This is a genomic window from Robiginitomaculum antarcticum DSM 21748 (assembly GCF_000365025.1).
Classification (GTDB): Bacteria; Pseudomonadota; Alphaproteobacteria; order Caulobacterales; family Maricaulaceae; genus Robiginitomaculum; species Robiginitomaculum antarcticum.
Window position 1 is genome coordinate 158380 of record NZ_KB823013.1, and the last position, 25292, is coordinate 183671.

Annotated in this window: 24 protein-coding genes; 12 read left to right on the plus strand and 12 right to left on the minus strand. The window is 53.8% G+C overall.

From position 1 onward, the window contains the following. Positions 1–2: 2 nt before the first annotated feature. From H142_RS0110215 to H142_RS0110235, 5 genes are all read left to right on the plus strand, one after another. Positions 3–425, plus strand: a complete 423-nt coding sequence (locus H142_RS0110215) for an iron-sulfur cluster assembly scaffold protein (protein WP_017932042.1) — start codon at positions 3–5, stop codon at positions 423–425. A gap of 214 nt (positions 426–639) precedes the next feature. After that, on the plus strand, positions 640–1707 hold the full coding sequence (locus H142_RS15365) for a zinc ribbon domain-containing protein (protein ID WP_017932043.1): 1068 nt from the start codon (positions 640–642) through the stop codon (positions 1705–1707). Beyond that, positions 1707–2039: a membrane protein insertion efficiency factor YidD gene (gene yidD / locus H142_RS15370; protein WP_017932044.1), complete on the plus strand. Its 333-nt coding sequence runs from the start codon at positions 1707–1709 to the stop codon at positions 2037–2039. Before H142_RS15365 ends, yidD begins: the two co-directional genes overlap by 1 nt. Next, positions 2036–3970, plus strand: coding sequence for a threonine--tRNA ligase (gene thrS / locus H142_RS0110230; RefSeq protein WP_017932045.1), 1935 nt, complete (start codon positions 2036–2038; stop codon positions 3968–3970). Before yidD ends, thrS begins: the two co-directional genes overlap by 4 nt. 15 nt (positions 3971–3985) lie before the next feature. Further along, complete coding sequence (locus H142_RS0110235; protein ID WP_017932046.1) at positions 3986–4801, plus strand: glycosyltransferase family 2 protein; 816 nt, start codon at positions 3986–3988, stop codon at positions 4799–4801. On the opposite strand, the gene H142_RS15375 is transcribed toward H142_RS0110235, so the two are convergent. The 4 genes from H142_RS15375 to H142_RS0110255 form a co-directional block, all read right to left on the minus strand. Next, positions 4798–6483, minus strand: coding sequence for an ArnT family glycosyltransferase (locus H142_RS15375; protein ID WP_169331848.1), 1686 nt, complete (start codon positions 6481–6483; stop codon positions 4798–4800). The two genes, H142_RS0110235 and H142_RS15375, sit on opposite strands and share 4 nt — an antisense overlap. A 45-nt stretch (positions 6484–6528) precedes the next feature. Beyond that, positions 6529–8235 (minus strand): hypothetical protein, encoded by a 1707-nt coding sequence (locus H142_RS0110245; protein WP_017932048.1) that lies wholly within the window; start codon positions 8233–8235, stop codon positions 6529–6531. A gap of 91 nt (positions 8236–8326) precedes the next feature. Next, positions 8327–9574 (minus strand): cation:dicarboxylate symporter family transporter, encoded by a 1248-nt coding sequence (locus H142_RS0110250; protein WP_017932049.1) that lies wholly within the window; start codon positions 9572–9574, stop codon positions 8327–8329. Next, positions 9574–11730 carry a prolyl oligopeptidase family serine peptidase gene (locus tag H142_RS0110255; protein WP_017932050.1) on the minus strand — a complete coding sequence of 719 codons (2157 nt, stop codon included), beginning with the start codon at positions 11728–11730 and terminating at the stop codon, positions 9574–9576. Before H142_RS0110255 ends, H142_RS0110250 begins: the two co-directional genes overlap by 1 nt. Positions 11731–11827: 97 nt before the next feature. Here H142_RS0110255 and dapF point away from each other — a divergent pair, with 97 nt between their 5' ends. Beyond that, positions 11828–12670 (plus strand): diaminopimelate epimerase, encoded by an 843-nt coding sequence (gene dapF, locus H142_RS0110260; protein WP_026147961.1) that lies wholly within the window; start codon positions 11828–11830, stop codon positions 12668–12670. A 23-nt stretch (positions 12671–12693) separates the two neighbouring features. Then, the gene (locus H142_RS0110265) at positions 12694–13158 is read left to right on the plus strand and encodes a cupin domain-containing protein (protein WP_017932052.1); all 465 of its coding nucleotides are present in this window, start codon (positions 12694–12696) and stop codon (positions 13156–13158) included. Between the two features lie 3 nt (positions 13159–13161). Here the strand turns inward: H142_RS0110265 and H142_RS0110270 are convergent, their stop codons facing one another. From H142_RS0110270 to H142_RS0110285, 3 genes are all read right to left on the minus strand, one after another. After that, complete coding sequence (locus H142_RS0110270; RefSeq protein WP_017932053.1) at positions 13162–13560, minus strand: host attachment family protein; 399 nt, start codon at positions 13558–13560, stop codon at positions 13162–13164. Between the two features lie 441 nt (positions 13561–14001). Continuing rightward, the gene (gene dapD, locus H142_RS0110280; protein WP_017932055.1) at positions 14002–14832 is read right to left on the minus strand and encodes a 2,3,4,5-tetrahydropyridine-2,6-dicarboxylate N-succinyltransferase; all 831 of its coding nucleotides are present in this window, start codon (positions 14830–14832) and stop codon (positions 14002–14004) included. Between the two features lie 9 nt (positions 14833–14841). Continuing rightward, positions 14842–15798, minus strand: coding sequence for an ABC transporter ATP-binding protein (locus H142_RS0110285; protein WP_017932056.1), 957 nt, complete (start codon positions 15796–15798; stop codon positions 14842–14844). Positions 15799–15942: 144 nt separating this feature from the next. Here H142_RS0110285 and H142_RS0110290 point away from each other — a divergent pair, with 144 nt between their 5' ends. Beyond that, positions 15943–16143: a zinc-finger domain-containing protein gene (locus tag H142_RS0110290; protein ID WP_017932057.1), complete on the plus strand. Its 201-nt coding sequence runs from the start codon at positions 15943–15945 to the stop codon at positions 16141–16143. A gap of 140 nt (positions 16144–16283) precedes the next feature. On the opposite strand, the gene H142_RS15380 is transcribed toward H142_RS0110290, so the two are convergent. After that, positions 16284–16439, minus strand: a complete 156-nt coding sequence (locus H142_RS15380) for an entericidin A/B family lipoprotein (RefSeq protein ID WP_156811995.1) — start codon at positions 16437–16439, stop codon at positions 16284–16286. Between the two features lie 172 nt (positions 16440–16611). On the opposite strand from H142_RS15380, the gene cysK reads away from it, so the two are divergent. After that, complete coding sequence (gene cysK, locus H142_RS0110300) at positions 16612–17553, plus strand: cysteine synthase A (protein ID WP_026147962.1); 942 nt, start codon at positions 16612–16614, stop codon at positions 17551–17553. A 9-nt stretch (positions 17554–17562) separates the two neighbouring features. Continuing rightward, positions 17563–18309, plus strand: a complete 747-nt coding sequence (locus tag H142_RS0110305) for a HesA/MoeB/ThiF family protein (protein ID WP_017932060.1) — start codon at positions 17563–17565, stop codon at positions 18307–18309. Positions 18310–18324: 15 nt separating this feature from the next. Here H142_RS0110305 and H142_RS0110310 read toward each other — a convergent pair whose 3' ends face one another. Both H142_RS0110310 and purU read right to left on the minus strand, forming a co-directional pair. Next, positions 18325–18795, minus strand: a complete 471-nt coding sequence (locus tag H142_RS0110310) for a hypothetical protein (protein WP_017932061.1) — start codon at positions 18793–18795, stop codon at positions 18325–18327. Positions 18796–18879: 84 nt separating this feature from the next. Then, positions 18880–19740 (minus strand): formyltetrahydrofolate deformylase, encoded by an 861-nt coding sequence (gene purU / locus H142_RS0110315; RefSeq protein ID WP_017932062.1) that lies wholly within the window; start codon positions 19738–19740, stop codon positions 18880–18882. 109 nt (positions 19741–19849) lie between these two features. Between purU and gyrB the strand changes: the two genes are divergently transcribed. Both gyrB and H142_RS0110325 read left to right on the plus strand, forming a co-directional pair. Continuing rightward, a complete protein-coding gene (gene gyrB, locus H142_RS0110320; RefSeq protein ID WP_017932063.1) occupies positions 19850–22297 on the plus strand; it encodes a DNA topoisomerase (ATP-hydrolyzing) subunit B in 2448 nt (815 codons plus the stop codon). Beyond that, on the plus strand, positions 22284–23039 hold the full coding sequence (locus H142_RS0110325) for a hypothetical protein (RefSeq protein WP_156811996.1): 756 nt from the start codon (positions 22284–22286) through the stop codon (positions 23037–23039). Before gyrB ends, H142_RS0110325 begins: the two co-directional genes overlap by 14 nt. Positions 23040–23538: 499 nt before the next feature. Here H142_RS0110325 and H142_RS0110330 read toward each other — a convergent pair whose 3' ends face one another. Together H142_RS0110330 and purE are read right to left on the minus strand one after the other, a co-directional pair. Next, positions 23539–24624 (minus strand): 5-(carboxyamino)imidazole ribonucleotide synthase, encoded by a 1086-nt coding sequence (locus H142_RS0110330; protein WP_017932065.1) that lies wholly within the window; start codon positions 24622–24624, stop codon positions 23539–23541. Then, positions 24621–25112, minus strand: a complete 492-nt coding sequence (purE, locus tag H142_RS0110335; protein WP_017932066.1) for a 5-(carboxyamino)imidazole ribonucleotide mutase — start codon at positions 25110–25112, stop codon at positions 24621–24623. Before purE ends, H142_RS0110330 begins: the two co-directional genes overlap by 4 nt. Positions 25113–25292 lie beyond the last annotated feature (180 nt).

Below are 25292 nucleotides of genomic sequence, written 5' to 3' on the forward strand. Positions count from 1 at the left end.
GCATGTTCGGCGATCTTTATAATACTGATATTTTAACGCTGGCGGCATCTGTCACAGATACCCGTTTGGACGCGCCGTGCGCAACCGCCCGCGCTGTGTCCAAGCTATGCGGCTCAGAACTTGAAATTGATCTTGATATGGATGGCGGCAAAGTCAGCGCCGTAGCCCTGCGGGTCAGAGCCTGCGCGCTGGGTCAAGCCAGCGCCGGCATTTTGCAAAACGCTATTATTGGCGCCAGTGTGGATGACATTAGCGCCGCGCATCAAGCTCTGGAAGCCATGCTAAAATCCGGCGGGCCCGCGCCGCAGGGGCGGTTTGCCAAGCTATCCCTTTTAAAAGGCGTGACCGATTATCCGGCCCGCCATACCAGCACCCTGCTGGCGTTTAAAGCTGCGCAAGAGGCCGCGCGGGAATGTCAGAGCTGACGCTATTCCCCGCTAATCCCCAGCCGCGCGAATAATTTGGCGTCATCGGTCTCACTGGGATTATCGCTTGTCAGCAAAGTATCTCCGACAGAGATAGACTTTTGCGCCGGCCATAAAGCACAGCCGTGTACACCTGAAGGAGCGCCGCCAATGACGCATGTATTGACGGTCTGCGTAAAGGCAGCCTAACCTGCGCGCCATACAGGAGAGCCTTATGTCCAAATCCGCAAGGCGGCCGCAGCGCGTTTTCTCTATCGTCATGTGGGCGCTGTCCATCGTCTTTGCCGGGTTCCTGATTGGGCTGGGCAGTCTGATTATTCGCGATTTGCCTAAAGTTGATCAGACGATAACAGTCGAGCACTTTATCGATCAGGACGCCTATAATTCCGCGCAAATTATTGAGGACCGAGAGCGCGTCAAAGTCAGCGCTCTGCAGCGCGACCTTGAGGACGCCGAGGCCGCCTTTGCCGCCGCCGCCAATGATTACCGCAGCGCCAAAGCGTCATTTGATAATTGGATTGCAACGCGCAACGCGACGCAAAGCAATGCACAAAACCCCGAAGTGATCGCCCGCACCCGCGCCCTGGAAACCTTAAAAGCGCATGAACGCACCTCGCTGCGCGAGGTCGAGCGAATTCGCGCCGTGCAAGTCACCGCCGAGCGCGCTTATCTGGATGTCGTGAAAAGCCGCGAAGATCTTTACGCCGCCGCGACGCCGCAATACCGCGCCGCAATGCGGGCGCAAGAATTGCGGGTTTTTGTCTTCCGCCTTGCCCTGACATTGCCTCTTCTGCTTTTAGGTGGATGGATGCTCATGAAAAAACGCGAGTCCGCCTATTGGCCGCTCTATCGCGGTTTCATTATCTTCGCGCTCTTTGCTTTCTTTGTCGAGCTTGTCCCCTATCTGCCCAGCTATGGCGGTTATGTGCGGTATGGCGTCGGAATTATTTTAGTTGTCGCGGCGGGGCATTTTATCATTCGCGGCATGCGGAAATATATTGCGCGCAAACAGATTGAGGAAGAACGCAGTGAGGTCGAACGCCGCCGCTCTATTGGCTATGAAACCGCACTCAAAAAAATCGCTGCCAAAACCTGCTCGGGCTGTGACCGCGCCATTATCAGCAAGGATGATGTGCCAACGGATTTTTGCGTACATTGCGGCATCCGCCTGCAATGCCAATGCGTCAATTGCGGGACGCGCAATATTTCGTTTCACAAATTCTGTTTGTCCTGCGGCACGCCTAGCGCAGAGCAGCCCATGACAGAGCCTGTGCCCGGCTGATGAAATATCCGGCCATATGGCTGTTATGGCTTTATAAATACACGCTTAGCCCGGCGTTTAGCGCGCTGGGCCTGCGGTGCCGGTATGAACCGGGATGCAGTACCTATTCCATTCAAGCCATATCAAAATACGGATTTTGGCGCGGCGGATGGATGACGCTGGCGCGGCTGCAACGCTGTCATCCGATAGATGCGCTGGGCGGGTCGTCGGGCATTGATAAAGTGCCCGAAACTGTGCAAAAGGCGCCGTTCTGGGCGCCGTGGCGATATGGCGTCTGGCGACATTCCCCCAATTGCGATTACGCAAGCGAACATACGGATACGCAATCATGATTACGCTGACATTTCCTGACGGAGCCACACGCGACTATGATGCCGGCGTCACCGCATTAGAGGTCGCAAAATCCATTAGCTCCGGACTGGCAAAAAAAGTTCTGGCCGCCAAGATTGACGGCGAGCTGCGTGACGCCGGCCGCGCGATTAACGACAATGCGAAAATCGAGCTCGTCACAGCGGTTGATCCCGAAGGCTTAGAGCTTATCCGTCATGATGCCGCCCATGTTTTGGCCGAAGCCGTGCAGGAGTTGTTTCCCGGCACGCAGGTCACAATCGGCCCGACAATTGAAAACGGATTTTACTACGATTTTTACCGCGAGACGCCCTTTAGCGCCGATGACTTTGCAGCCATCGAGAAAAAGATGACCCATATCATCAACCGCAATGACAAATTTGAGCGGCAGGTTATGGAGCGCGATGAAGCGATCTCCCTCTTCAAAGATATGGGCGAAGAGTTTAAGGCCGAGCTGATTTCTGATCTGCCAGAAGGCGAGACCATCACGGTTTATAAACAAGGCAAATGGTTTGATTTGTGCCGCGGCCCGCATTTGCCTTCTACGGGCAAAGTCGGCAAGGCGTTCAAGCTGATGAAAATTGCCGGGGCTTATTGGCGCGGCGACAGCAATAACCAACAGCTGCAGCGCATTTATGGCACGGCGTGGGCGACGCAGGAGCAGCTAGACGCGCATCTGCATATGCTGGCCGAAGCCGAGGCGCGCGATCACCGCAAGCTGGGCCGCGAGCTGGATTTGTTTCATATGCAGCCCGAAGCTCAAGGCATGGTGTTTTGGCATGACAAGGGCGCAACATTATGGCGCGAAGTCGAAAATTATATTCGCCGCCGTCTTCAAAGCGCAGGCTATGTCGAAGTTAAGACGCCAATGCTGCTCAATAATGCGCTGTGGCAAGCCTCGGGACACTGGGACAAATTTCGAGAAAATATGTTCGTCTCTGAAGTCAAACACGGGGCCCATGAAGAAATCCACGCGCTTAAGCCGATGAATTGTCCGGCCCATGTTCAGATTTTTAATCAAGGCATGAAGAGCTATCGTGACCTGCCGATCCGCATGGGCGAATTTGGCTGCTGCCACCGTAATGAACCGACCGGAGCGCTCCATGGCATCATGCGCGTGCGCGGATTTGTGCAGGATGACGCTCATATTTTCTGCACTGAAGATCAGGTAACAGACGAGAGCAAGACATATATAGAACTGCTGAAATCCGTGTACCGTGATTTTGGCTATGAAGACATTACGGTCAAATTCTCTGATCGCCCCGAGGTGCGGGCTGGCTCTGATGAAACATGGGATAAGTCTGAAAAAGCTTTAATGGACGCCGTTGATGCGGCCGGGCTGGACGTTATTATGAACCCGGGTGAAGGGGCTTTTTATGGCCCCAAATTAGAATTTGTTTTGCGCGATGCGATTGGCCGTGATTGGCAATGCGGCACGCTACAAGTCGATTTTGTGCTGCCCGAGCGCCTCGGCGCAAGCTATATTGGCGAAGACGATCAGCGTCACCGTCCGGTCATGTTACACCGCGCTATTTTGGGATCTATTGAACGTTTCCTCGGTATTTTAATCGAAAACTATGCCGGACGTTTCCCGCTCTGGCTGGCACCAACGCAAGTCGTGATCGCGACCATTACATCGGACGCCGATGAGTATGCCGAACAGGCTGCCGCGACCCTTCGTAAGGCAGGGCTGCGCGTGGAAACCGATCTGCGTAATGAGAAGATCAATTATAAAATCCGTGAGTTGTCCGCTGACCGTAAAATCCCGGTCATCGCTGTGGTCGGCCGCAAGGAAGCCGATGAAGGCAAGCTCGCGCTTCGTCGTTTGGGCGGCCGTGACCAAGTCATCATGACGCTTGAAGACGCCGCGCGTGATTTGTCAATTGAGGCGCTTGCGCCTGATCTTCGCGATTAGATCCGCCCCACCGCAATGGCCCGTATATCTGTTATCGTTGTGACCTATTATACAGGTCCGGTTCTCTTTGAAACGCTGGATACATTACTGGCTGACCCGGACGCAGATGAGATCATCTTGGTCGATAACGGCAATTCAAATCTAACCCGTGATATGATCTCAGCCGTTAAAAGTGACAGAATCCGTATTTTGCAAGGGCATGGCAATATAGGGTTTAGCGCGGGCTGTAATTACGGCGCGGCGATGTCGGGCGGTGAGTTTATCGCCTTCATTAATCCGGATGCCCGCCCCATGGCCGGCGCGCTTGCCGCGCTTTGCGAAGTGGCCTCGCAATCTCCATTCCCGCATATTGCGGGGGCCGTATTATTTGGAGAAGACGGAACAGAGCAGCGCGGATCGCGTCGCAGCACTCTAACCCTCCCCAAATTTATCGGCGCTATGATTGGATGGGACAGATTTAATTTACATAAATCACGCCTGCCGGACGCGCCGTTTTCAGTTGGCGCCGTTAGCGGGGCCGGTATGATGCTGAGCCGTAAAAGTTTTGACGCATTGGGCGGTTTCGACGAAGGATATTTTCTTCACGTCGAAGATATAGACTTATGCCGGCGCGCAATAAAAATGGGAGGTCAAGTGACCTGCGTGCCTGACGCCAAAGTCGTCCATATTGGCGCAACGTCGAAGACCAGTTCGCTCTTTGTCAGCGCGCATAAAACGCATGGATTTCTGCGTTATTTCTGGAAGCATAGCGGCGACGTCGGCAAAATATTTACGGTTATTTTTGCGCCTCTGATCTTGTTTGTGACAATGGTCAGAGGCTTATTGGCTTAATTGGCAGGGCAGCCCACACGTTGCAGCAGACGCAAAATAACATCATCACTTTTGGCGTAATTGTGTCCGCGAACATAGCCCAGCGTTTTAAAACACCGGCCGGGTCCATCAATATCCAGCGCGGGTCGGCGTATCTCATCAATGAGTAAATATTCACCCATTTGAATGTCACCAAGTGAGGACTGATTAAAGTCTCCGCCCAATTTGATATGTGTGCCGAGCTTATAAACCAGTGACGCTTCGGTGAAATGCGGAGAGCGGAAAGCTGCGCTTTTGTCGAGTGGAAGGTCAATATTGCGCGATGCCATTATCGCCGCCACATTTTTGGAGACAAACAGATTGCTTAGCGCCGGCATGATATATCCGAAGGTAAAGACCATCATGACTGCGCCTGATCCAATGATAGCGGCTATGAAATAACGGTGCCGCGTGATCATCATCGCCGCAGCCATTATGATAATGCAGGCCACAATGACGCCCAGACTAACGGCCCAAATATTCAGCCCGACATCGTCGCCATATATATAATGCGCATAAACGACCCCGCCGGTCAGCGCCGTGCCAATAACGCCAAATAAGGCTGCGCCGACATAGCGCGAAATATCAAATTCACGGATTTGTAACAGCAGCGCTCCCGCTGTGCCGCACAGCAGGGCCAGCGCTGGATAAGTCGGCAGGGCGTAATGGGGCAATTTGGTCGGCGTGATTTCAATCACAATCCAAAACGGAACCACCCAGCAGATAATCAGACGCATGGCGCGTTTAACCGGACTGTCCGGCGCGCTATCCCCGCGCAGCGCCCGCACGGCATATTCAACTCCGGCCGGTAACAACGCGATAGCCGGCATAAACATGACTAAAAGCGCGACAAGGTGATAGCCCGGAAGCCCGCCGTGATTTTCTTGCCCGCCGGTTAATTTCGGGGCAAGGTCTTCGCCGATCGCGGTTGCGAAAAACGCACCGCCTGTTTTATGCCAGATCAGCACCGTCCATGGCAGGATGACAAGAAGGAAGAGAATAGGGCCCGGCCAAAACAATAAGGGTTTTGCCCATTTGGCTTTGCGCTCCCAGATCATCAATGTGGCAATCGTCAGTCCGACTAACAACGGCGCAATGGGCCCTTTCATCATGACGCCGATACCCAGCGCGATCCAAAACAGCAGCGCAGCGGTTTTCTGCGTCGCCAGCGGATTATGCCGGATATGGGCAAGCGCGCCGAAACACACTGTCGTCATCGCGACCATCAGAGCGTCCGTCTTGGCGGCATGCGCTTCATAGGTCAGCGATAAGGTAACAGCGAGCAGCGCCGCGCCTATGACCGCCGCGTCGCGTCCGACTAAACGCCGTCCCGCCCAATATGTGGCGAGCACAGCCAGAAGCGCGGCCAATACGCTGGGCACGCGGTGTTTCCATATTTGGCGGCTCTCCGGCCCGCCGAAAATTGTCACGCTGACCGCTTGCGCCCAATAGGCTCCGGCGGGTTTCTTCCATCGCGGCGCATCTTGAAACCGGATGTCCACGGGGTCTCCCGTCTCCAGCATCTGAACTGTGGCTTGGGCGTAGCGCGCCTCGTCGCGATCAATGGCAGGAATACGAAACAGTCCCGGCAAAGCCGTCAGCAGAACGAGGCCCGTCAAAATCAGAATGTGCCGCAAACGGCTATGGGGTGGCGCGCTAAACATGAGCCGCCCCATAGCGTTATGCGGGCGATGCGGCAAGCACGCGCGTCACGGCTGCGTCATGCGCAACGGGCCAAGCGGTAAATCGATGATTCGGATAAAGGGCGGCACGGCAGGGATGTCCGCCCCGCAGGGCATATCCGTAAGCTGCGTTCCATCACGCAAATCAAATGTTAGGGGAAGCCCCGCTCCGCAGCGATTGCGTACATCATCATAAACCGCGCGCGGCGTCTCAAACATATTACGGCCATTGACGCCAACAAGATCAAAATTAGCATCCCATCGCCCGGTGCACAGCCCTTGCCCCGCAACGTCTTTATGGTCGTCATTATTGTAAATTGAAATTGCCCCGTCGCAATTGGCCTGCATCAGGCGGCCCAGCCACCAATTATTAAGCGACAGATCATCATCAGCAGGCGTCGCCTGAATTTCGATCTTAATCGGGAGGCCATCAAGAGCGGGAGCGATATTATCCCACCGCGCGTCTTCAGCGGCAGTGAGCAGCCGCGCGGCGAGCACAGGAAACCCTTGCGGGTTATAGGCCGTGGACGCGTCGAGAAAATCCTGCGGTTGATACTCTTCATTGCCGGAAGACATTACAGCGCTCCAAATATCAAGAATATCACGGCCCTCTCTGGCTGCGCCCAATTCTGCAAACAGGCTGATAACAAAGCCGCAATCATAAGCCGCGCGGCCTTGAACAGGGCCGAGGCTCCCATCAAGCGCGAATGGGCCCAGTTCAGTCATACAGCGGTTCAGCGTGTCTTCGGCGACCTTGCGAAAGGCCTCTGCATTCAGCCGCAAGCGGCTGGAAATATATTCACTCGTGCCTTCATGCGCCCAGCTTTGCTCAGCATTTTGGGCGTTTTTAATACGGTGACCGATCCACATATGCACGGTTTCATGAGTGACGAGACCGGTAAAGCCGTCAACCAAGCCCGTATCATTCGGGTTCAATTCCATCCGGCGCAGACGCAGCGCAATTACGCCGCCATCCAGCGCCCCGCCTTTCCAGCCGGGGCTTTCAAAGCGCGTATCCATAGACTGGCTGACATAAAGCGTCGGCGTATATTTACCCGTACCCCCCAGACGCGCGGTTAGCACAGTCGTGGCGCGGGACATATCGGCTGTCATCTGCACGCGTAGCCAGTCGGGCACTTCCGGACCCGACATAAAATCCGGATTTTCCGAGCGCAGATAATCACGCGGTCCGATATAGAGCAGCGTATTATCATCCGCCGTAATGCTAAATTCACTTTGCCCTGTAACGTCGCGGGCCCCGTCACGAATAAGCGCCGCCTCAAAGCCTGTTATTCGCACAGTGACGCTCCCGTCTTTCAGGGCGAATACAGGCTTGTAAAAGAGCCAACCCGACGATCCGATGCGGTCTATTGCGAAATAGCGGCGGTTATAAAATTCTGTCTCGGATGAGAGGCTAAATTCTACTTTTTGTAAGGGCGCGCCATCTTTGCGGGTTACGGTGACGCCATCAAAATCGTGAAGCGTCCCGATAATTGTCCAGCCATTACGGCGCTGCGCCTGTGCGCCGGGCTCGAATATAATCGCAGCAACGTTCGAGGCCGGCTCTATTGTCAAATGCAGACTCTCGCCTTCGGGCGTCAGTAAAAATGTGGCGACAGCCGCATCATTCGCGTTTGCGGGCGGGATGTCGTCTTGAGCAAAAACGCCGGAGCTGAGCGCCAGCACAAAAATAATAATAATAAAGGCGAACCCTACGATGTTTATGCGGGGCACTTTTTCACCATCTGGCTATGTCGCCCGCCGCGCCGACGCCCAGAGCGGGCATTAGCGCGAAATAGCGGCGGATAACATTCATTTTATCGCTCTAGTCCTGCAGAATTTTCGGTTTGCGGTAATAGAGTTTCAGGCCGTTCGCCGTGCTCATACTATCGGACTGTGTATTGAGCATTGTGCGCATGCGGTCGAGAATTAACGTATCCAGCGTTATAATAATAGCCGTTACATAGGTTGCAAATGCGCCTGAAACACCATGACTTGTCAGGATTTCCTGCAACAGCACAATAGATGAGCTTGGCACGCCCGCCGCGCTGGTTGAATAAACCAATGACTGGAAGGCCACGACAAAACGGTCAGCGACGCTTGGCATAGCTCCTTCAAAGGCCTGCATGCCGTAGAGCGAAATAAGCGTCAGACCCATTAACGTGCCGACCATATTGATCGTCGCGCCAATCGTGTAAAACGGTGTCGCCTCGTCGGCATTTGCCCCTAGCTGATCACAGGCAATGCGCGTCGCCGGCAAGGTCGCCATGGACGAGCTGGTCGCAATAGCGACAACAGCTTGAGGGAGCAAAGCCCGGCCCATAAATCCAATGCCGTGGCCAAGAACACGTGCGCTGATCACAATCATAAGCAGCCAGACAATGGTCATAGATCCCAGATAAACAGGGAGTAATTTGGAAAGCTGCATGAGCGATTCAACGCCGTCCGGGCGATTAAGCGCTAACGTCAAAGACCCAAATACGGCCAGTGGAATGGTAATCCAAAGAAATTTGATAAAACCGCGAATAAACATATCCGATACAGCGTCAGCCTGGATACCAATGCCGGGATTAGTCGCTTCGAGTTTTTTAATGCCGTATCCTAATAATATACCGCCATAGATCGAAACCATAAGCGGGCTTGTGATGACCCCGTAGATTTTTTGCATGAATGGAATAGCGGCAACATCTTGACCTGCCGCCAAGCCTAAAGTTTCCGGGCTGTCAAAAATGTCCATCGGAAAAAGAGAATATGCGGCAATGGCTACAAGCGCGCCAATGATAGAAAATCCAACGAAGAAAGCCAGCACCCGCACAAATTTTGCGCCCAAGCCGCCTGTCGACACGGCAATGGAAGCACCAATGGACAAAATGATCAACGCATACATAACCGGTTTGAGCGGAACGAAAAGCGCATCTTTGGCCAGATCGGCCACTGATTTTGCTAAATAGGTCTCTCCGGCCATAATGGGCCGGACCAGTCCGTCTGCTCCCAAGGCCCACAATCCCACTGCGAGAACGGCCGCGATGAGCACCAAAATGAGAAGCGGAATGTTGTAATAACGGTTTAGCATTATTCGTCACCACCCAGCTTGGTCCATAAATAGCTATAAATCAGAGCCTGACTATGCGCCGTTTCTTTGAGATTCGCTGCGCCGGCATGGCCGCCGTCAATGTTTTCATAATAGTAAAACGGCAGGCCCATATCTTCGAGACGGGCGGCAAATTTACGCGCATGGCCGGGATGAACGCGGTCATCCTTTGTCGAGGTGTAGATATAAGGCTCAGGATATTCCACCCCGCTTTTCAAATTGTGATAAGGCGAGAGCGCCCGAATAAATTCACCTTCCGCGCCCGTGTCATCCGGATCGCCATATTCGCCGACCCATGACGCACCCGCGAGAAGTTTGTCATAGCGCTGCATATCTAAGAGCGGCACGCCAATGGTCACGGCGTTGAACAGATCGGGGCGCTGGGTGAACATAACGCCCATGAGCAGACCACCATTTGATCGGCCATGAATGCCTAAATGCTCCGGCGTTGTCACGTCGCGCGCGATCAGATCTTCGGCGACGGCGATGAAATCGTCATAGACGACCTGACGGTTGGTTTTCAGGCCGGCCTGATGCCAAGCCGGACCATATTCGCCGCCGCCGCGGATATTGCCCACAACATAAACGCCGCCGCGCTGTAGCCACGCCTTGCCAATGGTCGCGCTGTAAGACGGATTAATTGAGATTTCAAAACCGCCATAGCCGTAAAGCAAGGTCGGGTTTGTGCCGTCCAGTACAACATCTTTATCGTGGACAACGAAGTAAGGGACTTTTGTGCCATCGGTCGACGTCGCGAAATACTGCTCAGCGACCATACTATTGGAGTCAAACCAACTGGGCAAAGTCTTGGCTTCAGTCACTTGCATGGACGCCGTATCAATCATCCATAGTGTATCGGGCTGCAAGAAACTCTCCGATGAAATAAAGGCGATACTTTCTTTGTCATTGGTCGATCCGATAGACACATTGCCGTTTTCAGGGAAATTCAGCTTTGTACTTGCCCAAGCATTATTGTCGAATGTGAACATATGGGCAGAGCCCGCGACATTGTCATATAGGCTTAGCAAAACACCGTCTTTGGTAATACCGAAATTGCCGATAGACTGGCTCGCCGTCGGCGTGATCAACTCATGCACGGCGTCAATTTTGCCGTCTGCCATAAAGTCTGTGACAGAGAAGGTGACGAGAGCGCCCGATGAAAATCCACGCCAGTCCTCTTGAAGGCGAAGCAGTATTTGATCGCCAAATTGTCCGGAGAGCTCCACTTTGGTCGGCACGGGCAAGCGCATAGGCGCAAACGCGTTATCGCCGGTTTGCGGGATCCAGTAATATTGTGTGTCATAAAATGTGGTGGCGCGGGTCACGAGAATTTCGTTATCTCCCGATGCATTTTCAAATGTGCCGGGCCAGACGCCGACATCTGTGGTCTCGCCGCGCATCAACTCGCGCGCCTCGCTCATTGGCATGCCGCGCGTCCACAGCTTTGACACCATAGGATAACCGGATTCGGTCAGCGTGCCGTCGCCGAAATTGCGGCCTATGACGAGCGTATCATCGCTCAGCCATGATCCGCCGCCTTTGGACTCCGGCATATAAAACCCGCCATCGACAAATTCGCCCGTGGCGATATTGAATTCGCGGACCTCGGCAGCATCCTTACCGCCATCGGACAGTGTCACCAGACACAAATTATAATCCGGGCTTTTGCAATCATTGCCTTTATAAACCCAGTTTTTGCCTTCATCATTAGAGAGTGTGTCGATATCTAAAACAGTCGTCCATGATGGAGCGTCGGATAAATAGCTATCCTTCGTCGTGCGCCGCCACAAGCCGCGCACATTGGTCTCATCGCGCCAGAAATTATGCATTTGTCCGTTGCGATAGGAGACATATGGGATTTTCTCCGGTGAATTATAGATTTCAAGCAGCTCCGCATAGAGCGTCTTATAAAGCCCATTTTCCATGCGCTTTGCCGAGGCTGCATTCCAGTCTTTGACCTTGGCAATGGCGGCTTCGCCTTCGACCTCTTCAAGATAGAGGTGGCTGTCATAATCTACGGTCGCAACGTCTTGGCTCATTGGTGTGGTATCCGTCTTTGTGTCGCCTTGCGTGCAAGCACCAAGGCCTAAAGCCAAAATAGAAGCCGTAGTCAAAAGCGTAAGTATTTTAAGGTTCATGATCGTCCCCGAAATGAATTATTTTTCTTTTGTTACGCGGCGCAGGGGCGTGCGGCAAGCTTTGCTTTTTCACGTCATGGTGCATATAGCAGAGCCTATGAAGCTTTACGTTATGAACGGCGCGGGAAACCGCTTTGCGATATTCGATGCGCGCGGCAGTCGCTTCCGTATGAGCCCGGACATGGCCGTTAAAACGGGGGCGCGCGGCGGGCCGCTGGGCGATAAAGGCGCAGATCAAATTATCGTATTGCACGATCCTTTGCCCGGCAGTGACGCGCAAATTTTCATGGATATTTGGAATAATGATGGCGGTCATGTTGACGCTTGCGGTAACGCGTCTCGCTGCGCGGCGTGGCTGCTTATGCGCGAGAGCGGTGGAGACAATGCGCTCATCCAAACAGCGATCGGTGTGCTGCACGCCACCCGTAAGGGTGAGCTATCCATAGCCGTCGACATGGGCAAGCCGCGCCTGGGCTGGGAAGATATACCCCTGTCCGAAGCCATGCATACCCATCATATTGATGTGAAAGTCGGCCCGATTGACAATCCGGTTCTGTCCAATCCCGGCGCGGTCAATATGGGCAATCCGCATTGCGTGTTTTTCGTTGATGACGTGATGGCAACAGATATTGAGCGGCTCGGCCCGATGCTGGAGTTTTACCCGCTATTTCCCCAGCAGGCCAATATTGGATTTGCGCAGATTATTGCCGATGATCATATCCGCTTGCGGGTGTGGGAACGCGGCGCGGGACTGACGCTGGCCTGCGGCACGGGAGCCTGCGCCGCCGTTGTCGCGGGCGTGCGGCAGCATAGATTATCGCGCTTATGCCGCGTCGATGTTGATGGCGGGCGGCTGGATATCCACTGGCGCGGAAGCGATGATCACGTCATTATGACCGGACCAATCGAGCTGGAGCATGAGGGAGAGATGCCGCTGTAAACAGGATGTATAAGAGGAATTAAATGCCCAAAATTAACATAGAAGATGCGCCGCTGCGCAGAGGCTCAAGCTATCCGACTCCTTATGATGCGCCGAGCTTGACCCGCTATGGGCGCAAACTTGGCGATGCGGGAGGACTAACGCAATTTGGCGCTCATTTGATCACTCTCCCGCCCGGCGCTTGGTCGTCACAGCGCCATTGGCACAGCGCCGAAGACGAATTCGTCTATATCGTTTCGGGTCATCCCACGCTCATTGATAATGACGGGCCTCAACGCCTCTCGCCCGGCGATTGCACGGCGCATCCTGCTGGCGACGAGAACGGCCATCATATGAAAAACGACACCCAAAAGGATGTCGTTTTTCTGATTATCGGGTCACGCACACCTGAAATTGACAGCGCACATTACCCGGATATTGATTTGCGTCTTGATGCCAATGGTACGCCGGATCGTATATATAAACGTAAAGACGGACGTCAGATTTAAATCTTAAAAATGTTTGCTGAGCGTCCGCTCAATATCATCCATAGGCGAATTAATCAGCGTCTTATCCAGCTCTAAGATAATTTTGTCTTCGACTTCTTTGTGAAGCAGCGGACGGATTTCGCCGAGGCTGTCGGGGTCAGCGCACAGGATCAGACGATGAAATTTACCTTTATGCGCCAGCGCGTAAAGCCGCTCTGCAACCTGCTTGGAAAATGTCGCTTCCATGGATTCCCGATCGGATTGATCGGGCGGAGATTTACCGGACGGGCCTTCATCGGCCAAATTTTGAGGTGTCCAATGTCCGTCATTTTTCAGCTTGCCGCCTTTAATGCGAAATAATTTAGCCTCTTCGCCAGTCGCTATAACGAGCAATGTCTCTTCGGGAATATTCAGATCAGTCATGTGTATCTCCTTGTTATAAGAGATCAACGCAGCGGGGGCCTGATTTGTTTCTATATAACTGAGGATTACCAAAGTTTAGAGTATGATTATTATTCTGTTTGAGTGTTTTGCTTAATAAGGTCATTTGGAACATTGATCACATGTGTGTCCCGAAGGTTTTGTGTAAAATACCCAAATGAACCCAGATACTCCCGAGTATCGCACTCGTATACAGCGAAAGAACCATCACCGCGTGGCATGAAAGTTTTGCTTGCTCTCGATTTCGGTGCGACCTTAAGATTATAATCTAACGGCCAATTCACGCATACCGAAACATCTAATTCATTATGCAAAGTAACTTTGCTCGGCCTGTAAACCATGAAAGCAATTGCTCCGAGACCCAGAAGAAATGCCCCAACGACAGCATACGTTATAAGGTTTGTATTCTTCATTTAGAGATGCCTAATCCCTTAGCAGCTCATTCACGCCGGTTTTTGAGCGCGTTCTGGCGTCGACCGTTTTAACAATGACAGCGCAGGCAAGGCTGTGGCTGCCGTCTTTGGACGGGAGCATGCCGGGCACAACAACGGAGTAAGCGGGCACTTCGCCATAGCTTATTTTGCCTGTAGCGCGGTTATAAATCTTGGTCGATTGGCTGATGAAGACTCCCATAGCCAGCACGGCCCCTTCGCGAACAATGACGCCTTCGACGACTTCGGAGCGCGCGCCAATGAAGCAGTTATCTTCGATAATAGTCGGATTAGCCTGAAGCGGTTCCAATACGCCGCCAATGCCTGTTCCCGCGCTGATATGACAGTCTTTGCCGACCTGCGCGCAGGAGCCAACGCTGGCCCATGTATCGATCATTGTGCCTTCGCCGACATAAGCGCCCAGATTGACATAGGACGGCATCAACACGGCGCCCGGCGCTATATAGGCGCCGCGGCGCACAGCCGCGGGCGGCACTGCGCGAAAACCGGCAGCCTTGAATTCATCCTCGCCCCATCCGGAAAATTTACTGGGCACTTTATCAAACCAATTCCCATTGTCAGGGCCGCCGCTCATCACGCCGTTAGGATGGATACGAAACCCTAAAAGCACGGCCTTTTTCGCCCATTGATGCACAGTCCAGTTTGCGTCGTTATCGCGACTGGCGACGCGAATTTTACCGCTATCCAAACCGTCAATCGCGGCTTCGATAGCGTCGCGCGACGCCCCTTTGGTTTGCGGTGACAGCTGCGCGCGGGCCTCCCATGCAACTTCAATGGCGGTTTCAAGTTCAGTTGTATTCATATTGGGTCTCTATTTATCTTGGTCATAAGTCAGCGCCATAAAGACGTCTTCCAGATCGGGTTCTTCGGTGCGCAGATCCGCCACGATTATGCCTGCCGCTTTAACGCGGTCAAGCAGATGCGGGATAGTCATTTGATTGGTGTGATAGGTGATCGCCAGCGCGCCATTATTGCGCAAAACCGGGTTGAGATCGGCCAGCGCGTCAGGCGCTGCGGTCAAAGGCGTCTCTGCGCTGACCACCAAAGTCTTCTGATCGAGCCGCGCCAGAAGACTGTCTTTGGGCTCATTCGCTGTAATACGCCCGTTATGGATTATCGCGATTTGGTCACACAGTGACTCGGCTTCTTCGAGATAATGGGTGGTCAGGATTATGGTTGTGCCCTGGGCGTGCAATTCACGCACATATTTCCACAGCTGGCGGCGCAGCTCTATATCCACGCCTGCTGTGGGTTCATCTAAAATGAGGACAGGCGGATTATGCACGAGCGCTTTGCCGATCAGAAGGCGCCGCTTCATCCCGCCCGAGAGCTGGCGCACATAGGCGTCGCGTTTGTCCCATAATCCCAGCGCTTGCAAAATCTCTTCGCTGCGGCGCTCAGCCTTGGGCACGCCGTAAAATCCGGCCTGAATATCAAGCGCCTGCAGGGGCGTGAAAAACACATCCATGGCAATTTCCTGCGGGACGATACCAATAGAGGCGCGGGCTTGCCGCGTCTGGGTTTCGATATCATAACCACAAATTGCCGCGCTGCCTTCGGTCTTAATCACCAAGCCTGCTAGAATATTGATGAGTGTCGATTTACCGGCTCCGTTAGGACCAAGCAGGCCGAATATAGAGCCGCGCGGCACAGTCAGATCAATCCCGTGAAGCGCTATTTTGGCCTCGGCCTTGCGCGATTTGGCATAGGTCTTTTTCAAGCCGCGCACTTCAATAGCAGGAGATAAGTCAGAAGCAGAGTGAGGCATTTTGGATCCGGCGGTAAGGGAATGACGCTAGCAGCGATTGACGCCGCGAAATTTGGCTTTTAACTAGGCGCAAATACGACATGCTGCAACAGTGCAGATGAAAGCCGGACAGATTATGCCGGAAAACCCTATATTAGGACCGATATGAGCCTTGATAAAAACGCCGGCGCTCTGCCGCCACCCGAAACGGTGACCGTGTCAACGAAACGCGTATGTTGTGACGGCGGCGGGACGGCCACGGGTCACCCGCGCGTCTGGATGGATATGGGCGAGGACATGTTTGTAGACTGCAAATATTGTGATCGCCGCTTCATCCTCGACCCCAATGCGCCCGAAGCTCATTAGCGCGGCTGCGCGTCAGCTATGAGACATTCCCCATAAATTAAGCCCGCCTGCAGGGGATGCAGACGGGCTTGGAAAAAGGCTGCAAAGTGATCGAAAAAGGGGAGGTTTTCGATCAACAAGGGAGAGAGCAGCCTGTAATCTTACATTTTGTTTTTAGTGTCTTTGGCAGTATCAGAGATAACTTCGCCTGTTTTCTCGACATCTTTACCCATGCCTTCAACAGTTGCGCAGGCTGAGACAAGGAATGCGCCTGAGACGAGGGTCATAAGGGCAGCGGCTTTAACATATTTAGACATCTTAAATCCTTTCGGTGCGCGGCCTTTCACAAGCCGCAATGGTTAATCTAATTCAATAATTCGCTGGCGCGCTATTGGTTCCCGCCTGATGTAAAAAAATTCTTATTTTACTGTCGCCATAACGCGGCAGCGCGCTTACATTGGTCATCAAGAACTATTTTGGAGATTGACAATGAGCCAGACAGCCGGGCGCGGACGCATTTACGATAATATTATGCAGACTATGGGCAATACGCCGCTCGTGCGCTTTCCCCGCATCACGGCAGGAATGAATGCAGACCTGTGCTATAAACTTGAGTTCTTCAACCCCATTGCCTCAGTCAAAGACCGTATCGGCATTGCCATGATTGAAGCCTTGGAAGCCGAGGGCAAGCTGAAACCCGGCGGCGTGATCGTCGAGCCGACATCCGGCAATACGGGTATCGGTATCGCTTTTGCCGCGGCTGCCAAGGGCTATAAAGCCATACTTGTCATGCCGGAACAGATGAGCATTGAGCGCCGCAAAATGATGAAACTGCTCGGCGCGGAGCTTGTCCTGACCGAAGCGGCAGGCGGCATTCCCGGCGCCATGAAAAAGGCCGACGAGATATGCGCCTCTATGCCCGGCGCGGTGCAGGCGGGGCAATTTGTCAATCCGGCCAATCCCGCTATTCATTACAAAACTACCGGACCGGAGATTTGGAATGATTGCGGCGGCAAGGTCGACGCGTTTATTTCAGGCGTGGGGACGGGCGGGACATTATCGGGCGCCGGTAAATATCTGAAAGAGAAAAATCCTGACATACAAATCATTGCGGTCGAGCCTGAAGGCAGCCCGATGATTAGCGAAGGCACAAAAGGCCCGCATAAAATCCAAGGCATTGGCGCGGGCTTCCTGCCCGAAGTTTTGGACGTCAGCCTGATTGATGATGTGGTCAAAATCAGCAATGACGCAGCTTTCGGCACAGCCAAACATGTCGCCGCCGAAGATGGCGTGCCCGTTGGCATCAGCTCCGGCGCCGCCATCGCCGCCAGCTTTATCGTCGCCGCGCGCCCCGAGATGAAAGGCAAACGCATCGTCACCATCATTCCAAGCTTTGCAGAGCGCTATTTGTCTACGCCGCTATTTGATTAACCGTATTCTATGACCCCTGAGCAGATATCTCGCTATGCCCGCCACCTTGTCCTTAAGGAAATAGGCGGACCGGGGCAGGCCAAATTGCTGGCGGCCAATATCGCCATTATCGGTGCGGGCGGGCTTGGCGGTCCTGCGGGTTTGTATTTGGCGGCGGCAGGCGTTGGAAAGATTACGATCATTGACGATGACGCTGTGGACATCACCAATCTGCAACGGCAAATTCAATTTGTGCAGACTGATATCGGCGCGCTTAAGACAGAAGCGATGGGCGGGGCGCTGGTCGATCTCAATCCTGACATTACCGTGCGCCGCGAACAGATGCGCCTAACCGATGATAACGCGGCTGACCTGCTGCGCGGGCATGACCTTATTCTGGACGGGACGGACAGTTTCCAAACGCGCTTTATTGTCAATGACGCCAGCCTATATCTCGGCATTCCGCTCATTTCCGGAGCGCTGGGGCGTTTCGATGGACAGATTAGCGTCTTTAGCGGCAATGGCGCGGACGGGCCGTGTTACCGATGCCTCGTTCCGTCCATACCTCCGGACGCGCAGACCTGCGCGCAAGTGGGTGTGGTCGGCGCGCTGGCGGGCATAATCGGCGCGCAAATGGCTCTGGAAGCCGTAAAAATGATAACAGGCGCAGGCGCGCCTTTGATCGGTAAATTATACCTGTTTGACGGCCTTGCAGCCACAGCGCGAACCGTGACCCTGCCCAAAGACCCCGCCTGCCCCGCTTGCGGCGCGAAATAATAATTCCGCGCTACTCTAACGGCTTTGCGCCAGCGCAGTAATGGTCTCAAGCGCCGCTTGCAAATCTTCAAGAGCACCGCCCGAGGGGACGGCTTTCTTTGCGCAATTGTTAAGAGAGGCGGCGTAATCGGTAAACATACCGCCCTGCGGATACCGTTTGTTGAGCTGGGCCACAAGGCCGCTTTTATAAGCGTCGACCTGCCCCTGCATAACGCTGGCCTTACCTTTATCACCGCTATTAAACTCTAATAGGCCGGGCGATATGACAGTATTTTGAATGAACCGGTCATAAGCGTTCAGGCCTTTGCGGACAGCTTTGACCTGCGCTTTTTTGCCTTTGACCGTGTCCAGCTTACCGTCAACAAACATGATCATCGCCTGACAGCCCTGCATATCATTAATATTCGCGCGCGCAGATGTTGCGGGAGCAAGTACGATCATGGATAGGAGCAGAATTGCGGCGAAAGACACAGTACGGAAAAACATTCAGATGTCCCTTAATTCGAATTCAGTTAACTGCGCCACAACAAGCATCTTCAGGCAAGGCTGTAAATATCTGCACAGTAATAATTATGGCAAAATCACCGTTTTGATGCCGTTGAGAAAGACTCGGTGTTCGCTGTGGAGCTTAACCGCGCGGGCCAAAGTGCGCGCTTCAACGTCGCGTCCAAGGGCAACAAGCCGGCGCGGCGTATGCGAGTGATCCACGCGCTCTACGGATTGCTCGATAATCGGGCCTTCATCCAGATCCGCCGTCACATAATGCGCCGTCGCGCCGATCAGCTTGACGCCGCGCTCATAAGCGCGGTCATAGGGCTTTGCGCCCTTAAAGCCGGGCAGGAAGCTGTGATGGATATTGATAATCCGGCCCGAAAAATCGCGGCACATATCCGCTGACAGGATTTGCATATACCGCGCCAATACGATGAGCTCCGTTTGCGTCTCTTCAGCCAGCGCGCGCAAAGCCGCTTCGGCCTGCGGCTTACCTTTCGCAGTTACAGGAATATGGTGAAATGTGTGTCCCCGGGCCTCAATCTCGGCCTTGTGCGTCCCGTGGTTGGACACGATGCCGACAATGTCGATATTCAGCAGGCCCGCGCGGTGCCGATAAATCAGATCGTTCAGACAGTGATCAAATTTCGACACCATAATTAAAGCTTTGGTCGGACGCGCCTGCGGTATGATCTGCGTGTTCAGGTCAAACTCTGCGCAGACCCTGGCCAGATCCGCATCCAGCGCCGCGCGCGTCTCTGCCGCAATTGAAAAGCAGATACGCGAGAAAAACCGCTCGGACGAAGGCGTGCCGAACTGCGCCAGTTCATGGATAAAACCGTCATGGCGTGACAGACATCCGGTCAGCGCCGCGACGATGCCGGTGCGGTCAGCGCTCTGGGTGGTCATGATATATTTCGGCGGTGTTTTCGTGTTCATATCGGGTCCGGTGTCTCTGGCTCTAAATCACAGCAATGACGTGCATTTTTAGACAGCGTAGTCTATGTTTTTCTTTTAAAAATGAAACGATTCGGGAAAGGCGGCAAAGATGGCCGAACCTGTAGAAAATAGCGCGGAATACGGCGCCGAGAGCATTAAAGTCCTTAAAGGGCTGGACGCAGTCCGCAAGCGCCCCGGCATGTATATCGGGGACACAGATGACGGGTCGGGCCTGCACCATATGGTGTATGAAGTCGTCGATAATTCTATTGACGAAGCGCTGGCCGGACATGCCGACCGCGTGCTCGTTACCCTGCATTCTGACGGCTCGTGCAGCGTGCGCGACAATGGCCGCGGCATTCCCGTGGATATTCACGAGGGCGAAGGCGTTTCTGCCGCCGAAGTGATCATGACGCAGCTCCATGCGGGCGGTAAATTTGACTCCAACAGCTATAAAGTCTCCGGCGGATTGCACGGCGTGGGCGTCTCTGTGGTCAATGCCCTGTCTGTGAAACTGACGCTCAATATCTGGCGCAATGGCAAAGAATATTTCGTCGAATTCTCTCATGGCGATACGGTTGAATCACTTAAAGAAATCGGCCCCGCGCCGACTGAGATTCGCAAAGACAAAAATGGCGAGACCTATGAAAAAGTCCTGTCCGGCACGCAGGTCCGGTTCTGGCCGTCATCCGACACCTTCACCATGGTCGACTTTGACCGCGATACGCTGGAGCGACGCCTGCGCGAGCTGGCCTTTCTCAATAGCGGCGCGCGCATTATCCTGATTGATAACCGTCCGGCAGAGCCGATTGAAGTCGAGCTGTATTATGAAGGCGGCGTCAAAGCCTTTGTCGAACATCTCGATAGCGCTAAAACCGCTGTTCTTTCCGAGCCGATTTATATCAATAAGGAAAGCGAAGATATCGGCGTCGAAGCCGCTTTGTGGTGGAATGACGGCTATCACGAAAATGTCCGCTGCTTCACCAATAATATTCCGCAGCGCGATGGCGGCACGCATCTGGCGGGCTTTCGCGGCGCGCTGACCCGCGCAGTCAATAAATATGCAGCAAATTCCGGCGCGGCCAAACGCGAAAAAGTTACCATTAGCGGCGACGATGCGCGCGAAGGCCTGACCTGCATTCTGTCGGTCAAAGTTCCGGACCCGAAATTCTCCAGCCAGACCAAAGACAAGCTGGTCTCCTCTGAAGTGCGCCCCGTGGTCGAGAGCGTTATGGGCGAAGCGCTCAATAACTGGTTCGAGGAAAATCCACAGGAAGCCAAACTCGTCATTCAGAAAGTCGCTGAAGCCGCCGCAGCGCGCGAAGCCGCGCGTAAAGCGCGCGATCTAACCCGCCGCAAAGGCGCGCTGGATATCGCCTCCCTGCCCGGCAAACTCGCCGATTGCCAAGAAAAAGATCCGGCTCTATCCGAACTGTTCATTGTGGAGGGGGACTCTGCCGGCGGATCCGCCAAGCAGGCCCGGTCACGCCGCAATCAGGCCATATTGCCGCTCAAAGGTAAAATCCTCAATGTCGAACGCGCGCGGTTTGACCGTATGCTGTCGAGCCAGGAAATTGGCACGATGATTACGGCGCTGGGCACCGGTATTGGCCGTGAAGAGTTTAATATCGACAAATTGCGCTATCATAAAATTGTCATCATGACCGACGCCGATGTTGACGGCGCGCATATCCGCACATTGCTGCTGACCTTTTTCTACCGCCAAATGCCCGAGCTGATTGCGCGCGGCTATCTCTATATTGCCCAGCCGCCGCTCTATAAAGTTGAGCGCGGCAAGGCCATTACCTATCTCAAGGATCAGAGCGAGCTTGAGCAATATCTGATCGAAGCCGGGGCAAAAGACTCCACCCTGACGCTGGAGAGCGGCGCGGTTATTGCCGGCGAGGATCTAAAACGCCTCGGACAGGAAGCTTTGCAGGCTGTGACCCTGATTAACCGCCTCAAATCCAAAGCCCCCGATAGCGTGATTTCGCAGGTCGCCATTGCCGGCGCGCTTGGCCCCGAAGCGGGGCAAGGCGAGCTTGACGACGCGGCCGTGCGACTGGACCGCGTTGCCGATGAAGGCGAAGACGGCTGGGCCGGACGCTTTGATCCCGACGGCGCGCTGGTTATGCAGCGCGACGTGCGCGGCGTCACCGAACGCGCAATCATGGCGCCGGCCTTTCGCGACAGCGCCGATGCGCGCCGCCTCCATACTCTGGCCCCGCACCTCTCAGAGACCTATGACGGCACAGCGCAGTTCAGACGCGGCGAGGCGGATCCCATCGATGTTTACGGCCCCTCGCAATTGCTCGACATCTTATATGAAGGCGGGCGCAAGGGCTTTAAAATCCAGCGCTATAAAGGCCTTGGCGAGATGAATCCGGATCAGCTCTGGGAGACTACATTGGACGTTAATGCCCGGTCATTACTGCAAGTGCGCGTTGAAGCCGCCGATGCAGCGGACGGACTGTTTACCAAGCTGATGGGCGATGTGGTCGAGCCCCGCCGCGACTTTATCGTCAGCCATGCTCTGGACGCAGATGTCGATTTTTAGGGCTGTCGATTGTAGAATTATCTCATCTTTATTGTTTACAGGGTTTTTCATTTCATCCTGCTTAACATCATGGCCTGCCGATCTTAGTTGGCAACATCCGGCTGATAATGCCGAAAATATAATTGCTTTTGTCGGACAGCCAGAATTTGTTCGTTACGATCCCAGCTTTCCTTCTGATGAAAGAATAGCTGCTAAAAAGACTAAAAATGAAGCAGCAAAAAATGACCATGATGAAATCATTTTTACACTTTGGAAGCCCAGATATATTTCTCGATTTAGAATAATAAATCCAGTCTCAAATAATCTTACAAAAGAGCACATAGATTTTGCAACGCACAGACATTCTGGCGAACCCGAATTTAAGGACTATAAATTTGCGCTTGTCATTTTACAGCAAGACCCAAAAAGGGGTTGGGAAACTCCAAATGACACCGTTTTCGAAGTTCATCCGACCTCTGACGGACGTTATGCCATGTGTGGAAACGTAAATAACGTCTACCATGCATTGGAAGATGTTGAGCTCAATTATCAAACAATAAATTTTTCTCCTCCTGTAAAGGTAAATCTGAAGGAGCGCATAAGCGCCTACAGATATAACGGTGAAAATGCCGATAAATGGGTCAAATCCCATTACAGCCCGCCGTGGTATGATGTACAGGGAGATATCGCGACCTGTGTGAAAGGCGTTTATGCACAAGACATTTACGATGCTATGCTCCCCACCCTCCAATCCGAATCGTAATTCTCCGTTCCCACAAGCGGAAGTGACGTAAGGTTTAGTCTTAATCACTTATCTCATCATCTCATATCTTTCTTCGTTTTAATTAGGAGGGCTGTCTGTGCGGGACGTTGGTAAACAGGGTGACCTTTGGTTCGCGTTAGTATGTTTCGTCTATCAATTTCCCTGCCGTCCCTGCGCGTGTGACTTCGCAGTTTCGACATGCGCCTTTTTTCACAAAGACGCAGCACAGCAGTGATGCTGCGAGCGGCCATCGGCTGAGGGTTAGTCGCCATAGCGCTCACTCGCGGGCCTCTATGCGTTACGTAAGGCGCACGTCATCCCAACACCGCCCTATCCCCAGCCAGCCAACGTACGCTTGCCTGCCCAATGAGATAAGAACAGTTTGAAGATAGGGCAGGATTCAGGGGTGGGGATGAATTTGTTTTTTAGATCAATATATCAGATGCTTAACACACATGGATACGTGGATATAAAAAGGGGCGCGCCGGCATAAATCGTATTAAAGCGCTTTTCCGATCATATTGACGTGCCCCATTTTGCGGCCCTCCCGCATCTCTATTTTGCCGTATAAATGAAGACGCATATCCGGCTGCGCGGCGAGCATTTCCCATGACGCCGCATCATCACCAATCAGATTGGTCATCACCACGCCGTGTTTGGGCGCAGTGCTTCCCAGCGGCCAGCCGGCGACGGCGCGGATGTGCTGCTCGAATTGATCGATGCAGCCTGCATCCTGTGTAAGGTGGCCGGAATTGTGAACGCGCGGGGCAATTTCATTGACCAAAAGAGAGCCGTCCTGCATCTGGAAAAACTCAGTCGCCATGACGCCGACATAGTCCAGCCCGTCCATAATGCGCTGCGCAATTTGAGCGGCACGGCCGTCATCGTCCGAGGCCGGCACAGTGCTGGTATGCAATATATGATTGCGGTGGACGTTTTCGATCAGCGGATAGGCGGCGAATGTCCCATCACGTCCGCGCGCGGCGACAATAGACACTTCGCGCGTAAAGGGCGCAAAAGCTTCGAGGATAAGCGGGGCACCGTTCATTGAATTAAAGGCAGCGCGCATGTCCTTCGCCCGCTCGACTTTAATCTGGCCTTTGCCGTCATATCCAAAGCGGCGCGTCTTGATAATATTGGGGTAGCCGAACCGCTCCCCTGCCAAGGCCGCCTGCTTCGGCGTTGTGATATCAGCAAAGCCGACAACGTCCACACCCGCCTCATCTTGAATAAATGATTTTTCGACCAGCCGGTCCTGCGCAACGTGCAGCGCCCGCGCGCCGGGTGCCAGCGGCGCATATTCGGCCGCTTTGGCCGCGGTTTGCGCAGGGACATTTTCAAACTCATATGTCACGACATCACAGCGTTGCGCAAATGCGGCAATCGCGTCCAGATCCTCATATTCTGCGACAGTTTCATAGCGCGAGACCCGCGCGGCGGGGCCGCCGGCATGTGGACAATAAATATGGCAGTCCAGCCCCAAATGCGACGCGGCAAGGCTCAGCATACGGCCAAGCTGCCCGCCGCCCATAATGCCGATAATCGACCCTGGAGGCAGAGACGTAAAAGCGGCGGCCTGTGTCACGCGGCAGGGTCCTCACCAACGGCATCGCTCTGCGCTGCGCGCCAGCCATCAAGACGCCGCGCCAGCGCGGGATCGGACAGGGCCAAAATCGACGCTGCCAGAAGCGCGGCATTTTTCGCGCCGCTATCGCCAATCGCCAGCGTGCCGACGGGCACGCCGCCGGGCATTTGCGCAATCGATAAAAGACTGTCGAGACCGGACAGCGCCTTACTCTGAATAGGCACGCCCAATACGGGCAGCGGAGTCATCGCCGCTGCCATGCCCGGCAAATGCGCCGCGCCGCCCGCACCAGCAATTATCACCTTAAAACCGGCAGCTTTCGCGCCTGTCGCAAAGTCATATAGGCGTTGCGGGGTGCGATGGGCAGAGACAACTTTGGACTGGTAGCTGATATCCAGCGCGTCCAAAATCGCGGCGGCATGCTGCATGGTCGGCCAGTCGGACCGGCTTCCCATAATGATGGCAATGTTAGGTGACGGGCTGGACATAAGCGCTCTCATATATGGCGGAGGGTTTACCGCTGGAAAGCGAGGGACAATACCGTTTTACCTGCAAATTTCAAATCTTTATTGAAATGAAGCAAAGTCCGTAAAATATAGTGACTATTTTGTGACTTCTTCGCTTAGAGAATTTTAAACAACTCCTGTTATCCCTTTTCAAAACAAGCA

What these genes read in the sequence shown, in the direction of transcription:
- H142_RS0110305 (WP_017932060.1), top strand. Translation starts at nt 17,563, where the DNA reads ATGACCCCTGAGCAGATATCTCGCTATGCCCGCCACCTTGTCCTTAAG.
- H142_RS0110270 (WP_017932053.1), bottom strand. Translation starts at nt 13,560, where the DNA reads ATGACTGATCTGAATATTCCCGAAGAGACATTGCTCGTTATAGCGACT.
- yidD (WP_017932044.1), top strand. Translation starts at nt 1,707, where the DNA reads ATGAAATATCCGGCCATATGGCTGTTATGGCTTTATAAATACACGCTT.
- dapD (WP_017932055.1), bottom strand. Translation starts at nt 14,832, where the DNA reads ATGAATACAACTGAACTTGAAACCGCCATTGAAGTTGCATGGGAGGCC.
- cysK (WP_026147962.1), top strand. Translation starts at nt 16,612, where the DNA reads ATGAGCCAGACAGCCGGGCGCGGACGCATTTACGATAATATTATGCAG.
- H142_RS0110310 (WP_017932061.1), bottom strand. Translation starts at nt 18,795, where the DNA reads ATGTTTTTCCGTACTGTGTCTTTCGCCGCAATTCTGCTCCTATCCATG.
- H142_RS0110235 (WP_017932046.1), top strand. Translation starts at nt 3,986, where the DNA reads ATGGCCCGTATATCTGTTATCGTTGTGACCTATTATACAGGTCCGGTT.
- H142_RS15380 (WP_156811995.1), bottom strand. Translation starts at nt 16,439, where the DNA reads ATGTCTAAATATGTTAAAGCCGCTGCCCTTATGACCCTCGTCTCAGGC.
- H142_RS0110290 (WP_017932057.1), top strand. Translation starts at nt 15,943, where the DNA reads ATGAGCCTTGATAAAAACGCCGGCGCTCTGCCGCCACCCGAAACGGTG.
- H142_RS15375 (WP_169331848.1), bottom strand. Translation starts at nt 6,483, where the DNA reads ATGTTTAGCGCGCCACCCCATAGCCGTTTGCGGCACATTCTGATTTTG.
- H142_RS15365 (WP_017932043.1), top strand. Translation starts at nt 640, where the DNA reads ATGTCCAAATCCGCAAGGCGGCCGCAGCGCGTTTTCTCTATCGTCATG.
- purE (WP_017932066.1), bottom strand. Translation starts at nt 25,112, where the DNA reads ATGTCCAGCCCGTCACCTAACATTGCCATCATTATGGGAAGCCGGTCC.
- purU (WP_017932062.1), bottom strand. Translation starts at nt 19,740, where the DNA reads ATGAACACGAAAACACCGCCGAAATATATCATGACCACCCAGAGCGCT.
- dapF (WP_026147961.1), top strand. Translation starts at nt 11,828, where the DNA reads ATGAAGCTTTACGTTATGAACGGCGCGGGAAACCGCTTTGCGATATTC.
- H142_RS0110285 (WP_017932056.1), bottom strand. Translation starts at nt 15,798, where the DNA reads ATGCCTCACTCTGCTTCTGACTTATCTCCTGCTATTGAAGTGCGCGGC.
- gyrB (WP_017932063.1), top strand. Translation starts at nt 19,850, where the DNA reads ATGGCCGAACCTGTAGAAAATAGCGCGGAATACGGCGCCGAGAGCATT.
- thrS (WP_017932045.1), top strand. Translation starts at nt 2,036, where the DNA reads ATGATTACGCTGACATTTCCTGACGGAGCCACACGCGACTATGATGCC.
- H142_RS0110250 (WP_017932049.1), bottom strand. Translation starts at nt 9,574, where the DNA reads ATGCTAAACCGTTATTACAACATTCCGCTTCTCATTTTGGTGCTCATC.
- H142_RS0110255 (WP_017932050.1), bottom strand. Translation starts at nt 11,730, where the DNA reads ATGAACCTTAAAATACTTACGCTTTTGACTACGGCTTCTATTTTGGCT.
- H142_RS0110265 (WP_017932052.1), top strand. Translation starts at nt 12,694, where the DNA reads ATGCCCAAAATTAACATAGAAGATGCGCCGCTGCGCAGAGGCTCAAGC.
- H142_RS0110325 (WP_156811996.1), top strand. Translation starts at nt 22,284, where the DNA reads ATGTCGATTTTTAGGGCTGTCGATTGTAGAATTATCTCATCTTTATTG.
- H142_RS0110215 (WP_017932042.1), top strand. Translation starts at nt 3, where the DNA reads ATGTTCGGCGATCTTTATAATACTGATATTTTAACGCTGGCGGCATCT.